Genomic DNA, 13,225 nt, shown 5'->3' with positions numbered 1-13,225 from the left:
AAAACTTTGTGACCTTTGTGGTTAAAGTAAACACCTTGATGCAATTTCCTAATATAGATTGGACATTCCAATGGATTTGAATTAAACAAACCTTACTTTTCTGAATTTTTCAATTAGATAATTAAAGTGTTCTGAAAAAATAGAAATCATACCTAAATATTTATCAGTTAATTAAAAATCAAGTCTTGGTTCTATATTCTTGCAGTTACGCCAAAGGCGGAACGATCTTGACTCTTTACCGGACATTAATGTATATTTACAATAAAAAATAGTTGTTATGGAGTTAAAGCTTACCAAGCCAATATGTTTTTTCGATTTGGAAACCACAGGAATGAACCTTTCAAAGGACCGGATCGTAGAAATTTCAATATTAAAGGTTTTTCCTAACGGAAATAAAGAAAGCAAGACCTGGCTGGTAAATCCGGAGATGAAAATCCCGGAGGAGGTAATTGCCATTCACGGAATTTCAAATGAGAAAATAGCCGAAGAACCTACTTTTAAGGAGTTGGCACCACAAATCCATGAAATGATCAAATCCTGCGACTTGGGAGGATATAATTCCAACAGATTTGATATTCCTTTGCTTGTTGAAGAGTTGCTTAGGGTGGGAATTGATTTTGAGATGAAAAATGTGGTTTCGGTAGATGTTCAAACGATTTTCCATAAAAAGGAGCAACGAACCCTTTCTGCAGCATATAAGTTTTATTGTGAGAAAGATCTTGAAGGTGCCCATTCAGCTGAAGCAGATACGAATGCAACCTATGAGATCTTAAAGTCACAATTGGATAAATATGAAGATTTAACCAATGAAATGTCCTGGCTGGGGGAGTACAGTTCCCGTAGAAAGTTTGCAGATTTCGCCGGTTTTATAGGCTATGATAAAAAAGGAGATGAGGTTTTTGCCTTCGGAAAGTTTAAAGGAAAGCTCGTAGAAAAAGTTTTGGAAGAGGAGCCGGGTTATTTCGGATGGATACAAAATGCCGATTTTCCGTTATATACCAAAAAAGTGCTTACCGCTATTAAACTAAGAAAACTCAATACAAAATTGAAATAATCACTTAATATATAGTTCAAAATAAAATCTTCTTAAATGAAAATAATTTGTATTGGTAGAAATTATACTGAACATATTTCGGAACTAAATAATGAGCGTCCGGAGGAACCGGTTATCTTTTTAAAACCCGATACCGCTGTTCTATTAAAAAAACAACCCTTCTTTATCCCCGATTTTTCTGATGATGTGCATTATGAAGTGGAACTGCTTGTCAGGATTAAAAAAGTGGGCAAATATATCCAGGAAAAATTCGCTCATAAATACTATGATGAAATAGGATTAGGAATAGATTTTACCGCGAGAGACCTTCAGAAAAAATTAAAGGAAAAGGGTTTGCCCTGGGAAAAGTCCAAAGCTTTTGATGGGGCTGCAGTCATTGGAGAAAAATGGATGAACAAAAATTCTTTCAGTGATTTAAATAATATTAACTTTAGCTTGTTAAAAAACGGGGAGAAGGTTCAAAAGGGCAATTCTGGCAATATGCTTTGGAAAACAGATGAAATTATCTCCTATGTTTCTCAATTTTTCACTTTAAAAATTGGCGATATAATATTTACCGGAACTCCTCAGGGCGTAGGAAAAGTTTCAATTAATGATACATTGACGGGTTTTATAGAAGAAGAACAATTTTTTTCAATTAACGTAAAATAGATGAGTAATTATTACGATTTAAAAGCAGTAAATGAGATGGCTGGCGGTGATGAAGATTTCGTGAAGGTGATTGTAGAAACATTTCTTGAGGAAATTCCCCCAGATGTGCGTTCTATGAGTGAAGCTATAGATAGCAATAATCCAAAGCTTGCATATCAATATGCACACAAAATGAAGCCAAACCTGGCGCTTTTTGGTCTGGATTTAATGGAGCAAATCCTTGTGATTGAAGCCTGGTCTAAAGGCAAGACCAACCAGGAAAACGCTGGAAATGCCGGAAGGAAAATCGCCGATAAAGTGACGCTGGCTGAACAGGACCTTAAGAAAGATTATGAGCTTTAATGACCGCTGAAATAATTACCATTGGAGATGAGATCTTAATTGGACAAATTGTAGATACCAATTCTGCATTTATCGCCCAAAGTTTAAATAAGATTGGGATTTCCGTTCACCAGATCACCTCCATAGAGGATGAAAAATCACACATTTTACAAACGCTTAAAGAAGCTTCAGAAAGGGCAGATGTTGTTATAATCACCGGTGGGCTGGGCCCTACAAAGGATGATGTGACCAAGCATACCCTATGTGAATATTTTGACGACATTCTTGTAAATAATGAAGAAGTACTCAAGCATGTAGAAGAACTCTTTGCTAAACATGTTTCAACTCCTATTTCAAACCTTAACAGGGAACAGGCTTTAGTTCCATCTAAAGCACAGATTCTTTTCAATAAATACGGCACAGCGCCGGGTTTATGGATGAAGAAAGAGGAAAAGGTTTTTATCGCTATGCCCGGAGTTCCCTTTGAGATGAAAAAGATGATGGAGCTCGAGGTAATCCCAAAACTTCAGAAAGAATTCAAAAGGCCTTTTATTTTTCACAAAACAATAAAAACCTACGGTTTGGGTGAGAGTGCAATTGCACTTAGAATTGAGGATTGGGAAAGGAATTTACCTGTTTCTATAAAACTCGCCTACTTGCCGGCACTTGGAAAAGTAAGGTTGAGATTGTCCGGAAAAGGGGAGAATGAGGAGGAACTAAGGTTGGCAATAGAACATGAATTTGAAAAAATATATCCGCTTCTGGAAGATATTATTTCAGATATCAGTGGTGAAGATGATGATATTACGCTGACTATAAATAAATTACTTGTTGCCAAAAGGCGTTTTTTAGCGGTTGCTGAAAGTTGTACCGGCGGAGAAATCGCAGCGGAGTTTACCGCAAATTCTGGAGCTTCTAATTGTTTTAAGGGCGGAACAGTAACCTATGCCACACAGTCAAAATCTGATATTCTTAGGGTTCCTGCGAGCTTAATCGAGAAACACAGCGTGGTAAGTGCCGAGGTTTGCGAAGCGATGGCGGAAAATGTAAAAAGATTGTTTAAGTCGGACTATGCCTTGGCAACAACGGGAAATGCAGGCCCCACAAAAGGGGATAGCGATGAAGAAGTGGGAACGGTTTATATTGGCTTAGCAACCCCCGAGCGCGTCTTTTCGAAAAAATTTATATTTGGAAAAACCAGGGAGCAGGTGGTTAAAAAGGCTGTGACTAAGGCTTTTGAAATGCTTCTGAAAGAACTAAACCAAAAATAGCCTGTTTGAGGAGGAAGGATACATTCTGATAATCCAGAAAAAACAATAAATATTTTTAAAATAGTGTTGGCTGTTATGTAAAAATATCGTTAATTTGCAGCCTGTTTTGAAATAACAAAATAAAGATTAGAGCAATGTCAAGAGTTTGTGAGCTTACGGGTAAAAAGGCAATGGTTGGGAACAATGTATCCCACGCTATGAATAAAACTAAACGTAAATTTAATATTAATTTATTAAAAAAACGTTTTTATATTCCTGAAGAAGATAAATGGATAACCTTAAAAATTTCCACTTCTGCATTAAAAAACATCAATAAAAAAGGGATCTCTGCTGTCATCAAGGAAGCAAGGGAAAAGGGATATTTGAATAAATAATCCTCACCATTAAGACACAATAATATGGCAAAGAAAGGTAATAGAATACAGGTAATCTTAGAGTGTACAGAGCATAAAGCATCGGGTAAACCGGGTACATCAAGATATATTTCAACAAAAAATAAAAAGAACACACCGGATAGATTGGAGTTAAAGAAATTTAACCCAATCCTTAAGAAAATGACGGTTCATAAAGAGATAAAATAATTAAGCCATGGCAAAGAAATCAGTAGGTACAATACAAACAGGATCAAAAAGATTGAGCAAAGCCATCAAAATGGTGAAATCACCTAAAACTGGCGCTTACACGTTTGTGGAAAGCATTATGGCTCCTGAACAGGTAAATGACTTTCTTGCTAAGAAGTAAGTTATTTAAAAAATAATTTGAAAAGCCGTTCCGATAACAAATCGGAACGGCTTTTTTTGTTTTTTGTGTATATTTACAATCGGAAAATGTAGCGCATTTTATTTTTGCGCCGTACCCGTCTAGCAGTTAAAAACCTTCCAGTAAAAATGAGTTTATTTAAAAAGATATTTTCTAAAGAAAAAAAAGAAACCCTCGATAAAGGTTTAGAAAAGTCCAAGGACAATTTCCTGTCAAAAATGAGCAAGGCTGTGGCCGGAAAATCCAAAGTGGATGAAGACGTTCTGGATGATTTGGAAGAGGTTTTAATAAGCAGTGATGTTGGTGTTACAACAACTATAAAAGTTATCCGGCGTATCGAGGATCGGGTCGCCAGGGATAAATATTTAGGAACCGCCGAGCTTAATGAGATTTTAAAGGAAGAGATTGCGGGTTTGTTATCTGAAACCGATTCCGGAGAAACCGATGGGTTTAATTTTAAAAGCGAAGGAAAACCTTATGTGATCATGGTGGTTGGCGTGAATGGAGTGGGGAAGACTACCACTATCGGGAAGTTGGCACATCAGTTTAAAAAGGATGGAAAGAAAGTATTGCTGGGTGCTGCAGATACCTTTCGGGCAGCAGCTATAGATCAGCTTCAAATTTGGGCCGACAGAACTCAGGTGCCCATGATCAAACAGCAAATGGGAAGCGATCCTGCCTCGGTGGCTTTTGATGCCGTTCAAAGCGGGGTTACTCAAGGTTCAGATGTTGTTATAATTGACACAGCCGGAAGATTGCACAATAAAGTGAACCTGATGAATGAACTTACCAAGGTGAAAAGAGTCATGCAAAAAGTCATTCCTGGCGCTCCTCACGAGGTGTTGCTCGTTCTTGATGGATCTACAGGTCAAAATGCTTTTGAACAGGCAAAACAATTCACGGCCGCTACCGAAGTTACCTCCCTCGCAGTTACAAAGCTGGATGGTACCGCAAAGGGTGGAGTCGTGATAGGGATCAGTGATCAGTTTAAGATCCCTGTAAAATATATAGGAATAGGTGAAGGTCTCGAAGATCTTCAGGTGTTTAATAAATATGAATTTGTAGATTCCTTCTTCAAAAAATAACCCTTTTAAATTCAAATTAATCAGCTATATCTTATGCAAAGAGCAGTTTCATTATTACTTTTCTTCCTTCTTTTTATTGGATGTAAGGAAAATACCGCAGAAAAAAATAGTGCTCAAACCGATTCTACAGAGGTTTCTTCAGAATTGGAATTTAAAGTGCTGGATTCTAAAATTATTAATAAAGATTCCCTTTGGGCTCCCTTTAAAACGGAAATGGAATCATTTAGGGAGGATCGCTATTCCATGCTAAAACCAATGATCATGGATAAAAGTATTCCCGACATTCAAAAGGCTATAAAAAATGGGGATTTCACCTATGAAGAGCTGGTAAAGTTTTATTTATACAGGATCCGGAAATTCGACCGGAATAATGAAAAAAGCCTTAATTCAGTAATTTCCATAAATCCCGATATTCTCGATGAAGCCAGGGATAAAGATCTTGCTTTTCAAAAAGGGGAACGAAAACATCCTATTTTTGGAATTCCTGTACTTTTAAAAGATAATATCAATACGGAAGCCTTGCCTACTACTGCGGGTTCTGTAGCGCTTAAAAATAATCTAACCGAAGATGCTTATATCGTTGAGCGATTAAAGGAAAACGGTGCCCTTATTCTTGGGAAAGCCAATTTAAGCGAATGGGCTTATTTCTTTTGCACAGACTGCCCAAGCGGTTATTCCGCCATCGGCGGTCAAACCTTAAATCCCTACGGAAGAAAAATACTTGATACGGGTGGTTCCAGTTCCGGTAGCGCGGTAGCAGTAGCTGCCAATTTTGCAACGGTTGCAGTTGGATCGGAAACTTCTGGATCTATTTTATCTCCTTCCAGTCAAAATTCAGTGGTTGGTTTAAAACCTACTATAGGGGTTTTAAGCAGGGGTGGAATAATTCCAATATCAAGTACCCTGGATACTCCAGGACCAATCACAAAATCGGTTATTGATAATGCTATATTATTTTCTGCAATGACGGGAAAGGATGATGAAGACCCGGCTTCAGTAAAAAATACAAATTTAACCAAGGATTTCTATTCTAACTTATCGGCAACCGAAACCTTAAAAGGAAAAAGATTTGGGGCTTTAAAATCCTTGATGGAGGATTCTCTTTATGTTGCAGCTTTAAATGATCTAAGAAAGGCCGGAGCTGAAATTATTGAATTTGAAGCGGAAGAAATAGACCTTCCAAATTTCCGTCGTTTATTGAATCTGGATATGAAAAATGATCTTCCGGAATATTTTGAAAACTATGGAGGTAATGTTGAAATCAAATCTGTTCAGGATGTGGTCGCTTTCAATAAAAAAGATTCAACCATACGTGCTCCTTATGGCCAGGGATTGTTTGACGGGATTTTAGAAGATTCAGCAACCAATGAAGAGTTTGCTGCCATTAAAGATACTTTAAGCAGGAATGGAAGACGCTTTTTTGAAGTTCCAATGAATACCCATAATCTGGATGCAGTGCTGTCCATCAATAATTATCACGCCGGGTTTGCTGCCGTAGCCTTGTATCCTGCAATGACGGTTCCCATGGGATATGCAGACAATAACGCGCCAAAAGGTTTGACCTTTATCACAAAACCATATCAGGAAGATCAGCTTTATAAATTTGCGTATGCTTATGAGCAGGTTTCAAAGAAAAGAGTTTCCCCAAAAAATTATAAGGAGTAAGAATGCCAAAAAGGAATTTAAAAGGGCTCATTAGCAAGATCATCCTGTTCTATAGCTTTTTTTATATAGTGATGAAGATTATCGCGATCGTGTTTCAAGGTGCCTGGGTAATTCCGAATTTAATTATCGCTCTTCCTTTTGTTGTTTTTGCCGCAATTGGATGGGTAATGTTAAAGCGTGAACAATATTCCTGGATTTATGTAATAGCCGGGGTTGTAATAATTAGCGTTGTCCGCTACTATGAGATGGAATGGGCGGTGGATTTGCATCGATATTTTAATCCCATAAGCGAATTTGATTCTCCCAAGGTTTCATCAAATTTGCAAATGATTTTACCTTTTTTATACTTTTTGAATTTCTCGCGAAGCAATTGATTTTTTTATTTTTAGCTCCTGAGACCCTATGAAATGCTAATTACTCCCGATAGCTATCGGGAGACCGATAAAAAAACAATAAGGATCTACATATGAATCCGAAGAAAAATTATCCAGAAGAGGTTTACCTTAACGGAAAATGGCTTAAGCACGACCAGGCCTTTGTTTCTGTGTTTGACCGTGGATTTATGTTTGGCGACGGAATTTATGAAGTAACCCCTTTTTATAATGGAATCCCTTTTAAGCTGAAGGAACATCTGGAGCGTTTACAATATTGCCTGAAGGAGGTTCAGATAGAATTTGATGTAGCCCCCCTGGAAAAACTGATGCTGGAAGCGGTTTCCCGTGCCGGTTTATCTAAAAGTGATGCGGCTGTTTATATTCAAATCTCCCGTGGAACTGCACCCAGAACACATTTTTATCCTGAAAACCCTACTCCAACTATCCTGCTTTATTCCTTTCCCGTCAATCTGGAAAATTTTAAAAACAGACAATGGAAGGTTTTGGTTTCCAAAGATAAACGCTGGCAAAGGTGTGATATAAAAACCACAGCGCTTATGGCAAATATCATGGCAAATGAAGAGGCGGTTTCTTTGGAATTTGAAGAGAATCTTTTGGTTCGAAAAGGATACTTTACCGAAGCTTCCCACTCAAGCGCTTTTTTTGTAAAATATAAAACAATTTATACGCATCCTGAAGGGCCTCATATTCTATCCGGCGTTACCCGAAAACAAATAATTTTGCTTTGTCAAAACTTAGGGATTAAAGTGAAAGAAAAAGCCGTACATCTGGATGAACTTGTAGAAGTGGATGAAATATTTCTTACAGGAACAACAACTCAGGTTGTAAAGGTGGCATCGGTTCATTCAAGGGAAAAAGAACTTTTTCGAGCCAAAAAAAATCATATCACCACGCTTTTACAGAATGAATTTATCAAGTTAACCAGACCTTAACAACGACTTAAAATTTAAAATAGTTTGAAAATTCTGCCAATCTCAGGTAGAGCTCTCTGTTTTCCTGAAAGTCATTTTTTTATGCTGACTATGCTATGTCAAACAAGCTTAAGTTGTTAGATAGGGTAATTCTAATTTTAGATCGTATCTTTGCACCCGCTTTTGAAGAGAGATTTCAATAATCGCTCCCGGAACTTTCAGGTTTAAAGAATCACAAGGGTTTTATAAGCCTGAAAGTGCTGTTTCAGAGCAATTTAACAGAATGTATTTATGAGGACGAAGTCATTAAAGAAGAACAAGATCAATGTAGTAACTTTGGGTTGCAGCAAAAATGTCTATGATAGCGAGGTGCTAATGGGCCAATTGAAGGCTAATAACAAGGATGTTGTTCATGAGGAAGAAGGGAACATCGTAGTGATAAATACCTGTGGATTTATAGACAATGCCAAGGAAGAATCTGTAAATACCATTCTGGAATTCGTTGAAAAAAAACAAAGGGGAGAAGTGGACCAGGTTTTTGTGACGGGTTGTTTAAGCGAGCGCTATAAGCCGGATCTCATCAAGGAAATCCCGGATGTTGATCAATATTTTGGTACTACTGAACTTCCAGCCTTGTTAAAGGCACTGGAAGCCGATTATAAACATGAATTGCTTGGAGAAAGGATCACTACTACTCCAAAGAATTACGCTTATCTTAAAATAGCCGAAGGCTGTGACAGGCCATGTTCTTTTTGTGCTATTCCTATAATGCGCGGAAAACACAGATCTACCCCTATTGAAAAACTGGTGGTGGAAGCCAAAAACCTTGCAAAGAACGGGGTTAAGGAATTAATACTTATCGCGCAGGATCTTACCTATTATGGGTTGGATATCTATAAAAAAAGAAACCTGGCAGAATTGCTTGAAAACCTTGTAAAGGTTGAAGGAATTGAATGGATCAGGTTGCATTATGCATTCCCAACAGGTTTTCCTATGGATGTGCTTGATGTTATGAAGCGCGAACCAAAAATTTGTAATTATCTCGATATTCCGTTACAGCATATCAATACAGAATTATTGAAATCCATGCGTCGCGGGACCACTCATGAAAAAACTACAAACCTTCTGAAGGATTTCAGAAAAATGGTTCCTGAAATGACCATTAGAACTACGCTTATCGTAGGATATCCTGGCGAAACTGAAGCGCATTTTCAGGAAATGAAGGATTGGGTTAGGGAAATGCGTTTTGAGCGATTGGGCTGTTTTACCTATTCTCACGAAGAAAACACACACGCCTATAAATTGGAAGATGATGTTCCCCAGGAAATAAAGCAGGAACGTGCCAATCAAATCATGGAGTTACAGTCGCAGATCTCATGGGAACTGAATCAGGAAAAAATAGGAGAGACTTTCAAAGTTGTTATAGACCGGAAAGAAGGGAATTACTTTGTTGGCCGCACCGAATTTGATTCTCCCGATGTTGATAATGAGGTTCTCATCGACGCTACAACTACCTACCTTAAAACCGGCGAATTTTACGAGGTGAAGATCACCGAAGCAGCCGATTTCGATTTGTACGGGGAAGCTTTAAATGTAACTGCGGAAAAACCTGTGAGAAAAGAAATCAAGGTTAAGTCGTTCTAAAGCTTATTTTATGCCCCTTAAAATAAGGGTGAGGGGGATAGTTTTAAATTAACTTGTCCCACAAAAAATAATTGAAAGGGAATTTGAGTGTCTTTCCGGTACGAATACTAATTTAAGTTCATTGCCTGGAAATTTCCAAAACGATTAAAATTCCGCTTAAAACATATTATGCAACCGTAATTTCCGGTGTCAGGTAAACATCCTGTACACTTCTTAAAATTTCTATTCCTTCTTTTAAAGGTCGCTGAAATGCTTTTCTTCCCATGATAAGTCCGCTTCCTCCGGCTCTTTTATTGATAATTGCGGTTCGTAGCGCCTCTTTGATATCAGATTCTCCTTTGGAACCGCCACCGGAATTGATCAATCCGATTTTTCCCATATAACAATTAGCAACCTGCAATCTGCAAAGATCTATAGGATGCTCTGTGGTAAGGCTTTCGTACATCTCATCATTAAATTTTCCGAAGTTGATGTTTTTAAATCCGAAATTGGTTTCCGGTAATTTCTGTTTTATTATATCCGCTTTTATGGTAACCCCCAAATGATTGGCCTGGCCTGTAAGATCGGCAGCGCTGTGATAATCTTCATTTTCAATTTTAAAGGCGTTGTTTCGGGTATAGCACCATAAAATAGTGGCCAATCCCAGCTGGTGGGCTTCCTCGAAGGCCAACGCGATCTCCTGGATTTGCCTGTTGCTTTCTTCAGAACCAAAATAGATCGTAGCTCCAATGGCAGTAGCTCCCAGATTCCAGGCTTCTTTAACGCTGCCATAGAGAATTTGATCATATTTATTAGGATAGGTTAGCAGCTCGTTATGGTTGATCTTAACCACAAACGGTATCTTGTGGGCGTATCGCCGGGCATGTAAACCCAAGGCGCCAAAGGTGGTGGCAACCCCATTACAACCTGCTTCAATAGCAAGTTTAAGGATGTTTTCCGGATCGAAATAATCCTGGTTTTTATAAAACGAAAAGGCCGCCGAATGTTCTATTCCCTGATCTATTGGCAGGATGTTTAAATATCCCGTTCCCCCCAAATTTCCATGATTGTATAAACTGGCAAGACTTTTCAATACCTGCGGATTCCTGTCACTATCTATAAAAGTATCCACACTTTCAGGCCCTGGTATTTTTAGTCGTTTCTTCGGAATTTTTTTACTTACGTGGTCCAGGTAATAGGAAGCATCTTCCCCAAGTTTTTCACGAATTTCATCTATAGTTTTCATATTTCAGGTTTTGGTTTTCTAAAAATCAACAGTGGGAAAATGTTTATAGGGAAACTGAATTTAAAGATTTTAATCCATAGTTTTCCATTCTGAATTATAAAATATTTATAAAAGTTATTAAAACGATAAACAAAATAACTACTCAAAAAATAGTTAAAGAGAAGTCTAACAGGTTTCAAAAACCTGTTAGACTTTATCCTGAACAATGAAAGAATTATGGGATAAATACCTGCTGTAAAACTCGGAAGAACCGTTAAACAGGAATACCTGTCTCATTTAAAAAAGGATACGATTTTTCTGAAAAAAGCCTGAAAAAACATATCTTCGGATCTGAATCTGAAAAATAATCCAGTTTGCCCAGAATTGTAAAATCCCCGGTTTTTATTAAAAGCTATTATAAATTAATCGGGGTGTTCCTTTGGATAATTTTAGGTGGTTTCATTTTTTTAGAAAGTAAATTTGAAAGCATGAACCTTTGGTTTTATCTTGGGATGGCTGTATTGTATGGTGGCTGGCATTTTTATGATAAAGAATTGAATTTGGAATATATCGCCTGGGATGAGAAGGAGGTGAGGCTAAGTGCTTTTCAGGAAAAAGAAAAAGTATTTGCCTTTGAAGACATCAACTTAATAACAATTACCCCAAATAATTTCATAATAAAATCGGGCACGGCCTCAGGGACCATGATTGATCTCAAGGGATTTAAAAAAGAGGACATAGCATTGCTGAAATCCAGATTTTCATCAGGTGCTGTTGCAAATCCGGCGGAATTAATTCCTTAAAATCCAAAGGGAAAAGTATCCGGAACCTTGTGACCATCCGGCTTCAATTTTAATGGATGAAGCGCTCTGGTTTCATCAATAAATATAAAAGCATCATATCTAAAGGAAAGGTTGGAAGGCACATAATTTCCCCTTTCGGAATTCGGATTGTAAACCACTCCTATTGCCCGGTGCGGTAATTTTTCTGAAAAAGCCTCCTCCAATTTAGCATCTTCATTAAAAATGATCAATTTATTGGTTTCTGAATGCTGGTGCAGCATAGCTTCAACGCTTCCGGGAATAGCCGGAGGGACTTCAAGGTCCTGCATAGGTTCACCCCAGCCACAACCGGCAATGACAGATCCTAAGTAAGAACTAAATCCCACCAGCACTACCTCATCCCGGTTTTGTTGTTCCCGTACCAGTTGACCTACATTTACCAACCCCTGGGAAGCCATGCTGGTGGCTCTAGCGTCTCCAATATGCGTGTTATGCTCCCAGATAATTACTTTAGCATTGGGGTCGTGATAATCCATCAGGGTATTCAGGGTTTCCACCATATGTTTATCCCGTACGTTCCAGGAATCCTCCCCAAAGGAAACCATAGCTTCGTAATATTTTTCTGAATTGGCCATTACCAGCGAATTCAATTCTGCATTAAGCCCTGCTTCTTTCTGATGATCATAATTGTGTGCATTTAACCTCACTTTTTGTAAAAGCGCCAGTACTTTCTCTTTACAACTTGGTTGGGCCATTGAAAAGACCGAAGTATAGGAATCATGTTCCCGGAAAGGCTCGAAACATCGTACTGCTTCTTTAGCGAGTACAGCGGTGTCCGGATCCTCTTTTTCCAGATAGCCCACAATTTGATCCATGGATTCCCACAAGCTGTAAACATCGAGACCGTAAAACCCGATTTTCTTTTCATAGGCTAAAGGTGAATTCTGTTCTTTCAGCCAGGTTGCCAAAGCAACAATTTCCCAGTTCGCCCACATCCAGGTAGGCCAGCGTGTAAACTCCATGAGAACATCCTCGATCGTTCTTTCACTGCTCTCATCTTTTATCCACTGATTGATTTTATAGCAATCCGGCCAGTCTCCCTCAACAGCAATCAAATTGAATCCCTTTTCCTTTATAAGTCTTTTCGTGATTTCTGTTCTCCAGGTATAATATTCATGCGTTCCGTGACTTGCTTCCCCCAGCAAAACATATTTTGCATCTCCTATTCTCTTCATTAAAGGATCCAGATCTGGGGTTGATTTTAGCGGATGGTAGAATTCTGAAAAATCTGTATCTATACTCATGCTATCAGTATTTATATGTTAGCTCTGTCTAACTATAAGTTACTCATTTTCAGAAAGAATTTTTTCAGAAAGGATTTAATAAAAAGTTAAAAATACAATGGGAATGTTGATTTCAGGAAGGCATCGGAGCACAAAAATCAGGATTCAGGGTAGGGAGGATGAAAAATTTTCTACGCTAG

General features: G+C 38.1%; 15 protein-coding genes. 13 read left to right on the top strand and 2 right to left on the bottom strand.

The annotated features are described in order from the left end of the window. The first annotated feature begins 277 nt into the window (after positions 1-277). From ACKGJN_RS06410 to rimO, 12 genes are all read left to right on the top strand, one after another. Positions 278-1,054 carry a 3'-5' exonuclease gene (locus ACKGJN_RS06410; protein WP_409538627.1) on the top strand — a complete coding sequence of 259 codons (777 nt, stop codon included), beginning with the start codon at positions 278-280 and terminating at the stop codon, positions 1,052-1,054. 36 nt (positions 1,055-1,090) lie between these two features. Further along, positions 1,091-1,705 (top strand): fumarylacetoacetate hydrolase family protein, encoded by a 615-nt coding sequence (locus ACKGJN_RS06405; protein ID WP_409538626.1) that lies wholly within the window; start codon positions 1,091-1,093, stop codon positions 1,703-1,705. Next, complete coding sequence (locus ACKGJN_RS06400) at positions 1,706-2,047, top strand: Hpt domain-containing protein (RefSeq protein WP_409538625.1); 342 nt, start codon at positions 1,706-1,708, stop codon at positions 2,045-2,047. It begins immediately after the preceding gene. Then, positions 2,047-3,297 (top strand): competence/damage-inducible protein A, encoded by a 1,251-nt coding sequence (locus tag ACKGJN_RS06395; protein WP_409538624.1) that lies wholly within the window; start codon positions 2,047-2,049, stop codon positions 3,295-3,297. The genes ACKGJN_RS06400 and ACKGJN_RS06395 overlap by 1 nt, the downstream gene beginning before the upstream one ends. Before the next feature lie 134 nt (positions 3,298-3,431). Beyond that, complete coding sequence (gene rpmB / locus ACKGJN_RS06390) at positions 3,432-3,671, top strand: 50S ribosomal protein L28 (RefSeq protein WP_006987946.1); 240 nt, start codon at positions 3,432-3,434, stop codon at positions 3,669-3,671. A gap of 24 nt (positions 3,672-3,695) precedes the next feature. Further along, the gene (gene rpmG / locus ACKGJN_RS06385) at positions 3,696-3,878 is read left to right on the top strand and encodes a 50S ribosomal protein L33 (protein ID WP_006987945.1); all 183 of its coding nucleotides are present in this window, start codon (positions 3,696-3,698) and stop codon (positions 3,876-3,878) included. Positions 3,879-3,885: 7 nt separating this feature from the next. Then, positions 3,886-4,038 carry a DUF4295 domain-containing protein gene (locus ACKGJN_RS06380; RefSeq protein ID WP_409538623.1) on the top strand — a complete coding sequence of 51 codons (153 nt, stop codon included), beginning with the start codon at positions 3,886-3,888 and terminating at the stop codon, positions 4,036-4,038. Between the two features lie 146 nt (positions 4,039-4,184). Beyond that, positions 4,185-5,141: a signal recognition particle-docking protein FtsY gene (gene ftsY / locus ACKGJN_RS06375; RefSeq protein ID WP_409538622.1), complete on the top strand. Its 957-nt coding sequence runs from the start codon at positions 4,185-4,187 to the stop codon at positions 5,139-5,141. A gap of 33 nt (positions 5,142-5,174) precedes the next feature. Beyond that, positions 5,175-6,806 (top strand): amidase family protein, encoded by a 1,632-nt coding sequence (locus ACKGJN_RS06370; RefSeq protein ID WP_409538621.1) that lies wholly within the window; start codon positions 5,175-5,177, stop codon positions 6,804-6,806. Between the two features lie 2 nt (positions 6,807-6,808). Continuing rightward, positions 6,809-7,180 (top strand): hypothetical protein, encoded by a 372-nt coding sequence (locus tag ACKGJN_RS06365; protein ID WP_409538620.1) that lies wholly within the window; start codon positions 6,809-6,811, stop codon positions 7,178-7,180. Positions 7,181-7,272: 92 nt separating this feature from the next. Then, entirely contained in the window at positions 7,273-8,133 is an 861-nt protein-coding gene (locus ACKGJN_RS06360; protein ID WP_409538619.1) for an aminotransferase class IV, read from the top strand. A gap of 270 nt (positions 8,134-8,403) precedes the next feature. Next, positions 8,404-9,756 carry a 30S ribosomal protein S12 methylthiotransferase RimO gene (gene rimO, locus ACKGJN_RS06355; protein WP_409538618.1) on the top strand — a complete coding sequence of 451 codons (1,353 nt, stop codon included), beginning with the start codon at positions 8,404-8,406 and terminating at the stop codon, positions 9,754-9,756. Positions 9,757-9,922: 166 nt separating this feature from the next. Here the strand turns inward: rimO and ACKGJN_RS06350 are convergent, their stop codons facing one another. Further along, positions 9,923-10,981 (bottom strand): class I fructose-bisphosphate aldolase, encoded by a 1,059-nt coding sequence (locus tag ACKGJN_RS06350; RefSeq protein WP_409538617.1) that lies wholly within the window; start codon positions 10,979-10,981, stop codon positions 9,923-9,925. Positions 10,982-11,448: 467 nt separating this feature from the next. On the opposite strand from ACKGJN_RS06350, the gene ACKGJN_RS06345 reads away from it, so the two are divergent. Further along, complete coding sequence (locus ACKGJN_RS06345) at positions 11,449-11,763, top strand: hypothetical protein (protein ID WP_409538616.1); 315 nt, start codon at positions 11,449-11,451, stop codon at positions 11,761-11,763. Here ACKGJN_RS06345 and ACKGJN_RS06340 read toward each other — a convergent pair. Then, a complete protein-coding gene (locus tag ACKGJN_RS06340; protein ID WP_409538615.1) occupies positions 11,760-13,046 on the bottom strand; it encodes an erythromycin esterase family protein in 1,287 nt (428 codons plus the stop codon). The two genes, ACKGJN_RS06345 and ACKGJN_RS06340, sit on opposite strands and share 4 nt — an antisense overlap. Positions 13,047-13,225 lie beyond the last annotated feature (179 nt).

Origin of the sequence: Gillisia xinjiangensis, assembly GCF_046298265.1 — a bacterium.
Taxonomy (GTDB): Bacteria; Bacteroidota; Bacteroidia; order Flavobacteriales; family Flavobacteriaceae; genus Gillisia; species Gillisia xinjiangensis.
Note: the sequence above shows the minus strand (reverse complement) of the source record. Positions and strands in the feature narration are given on the sequence as shown.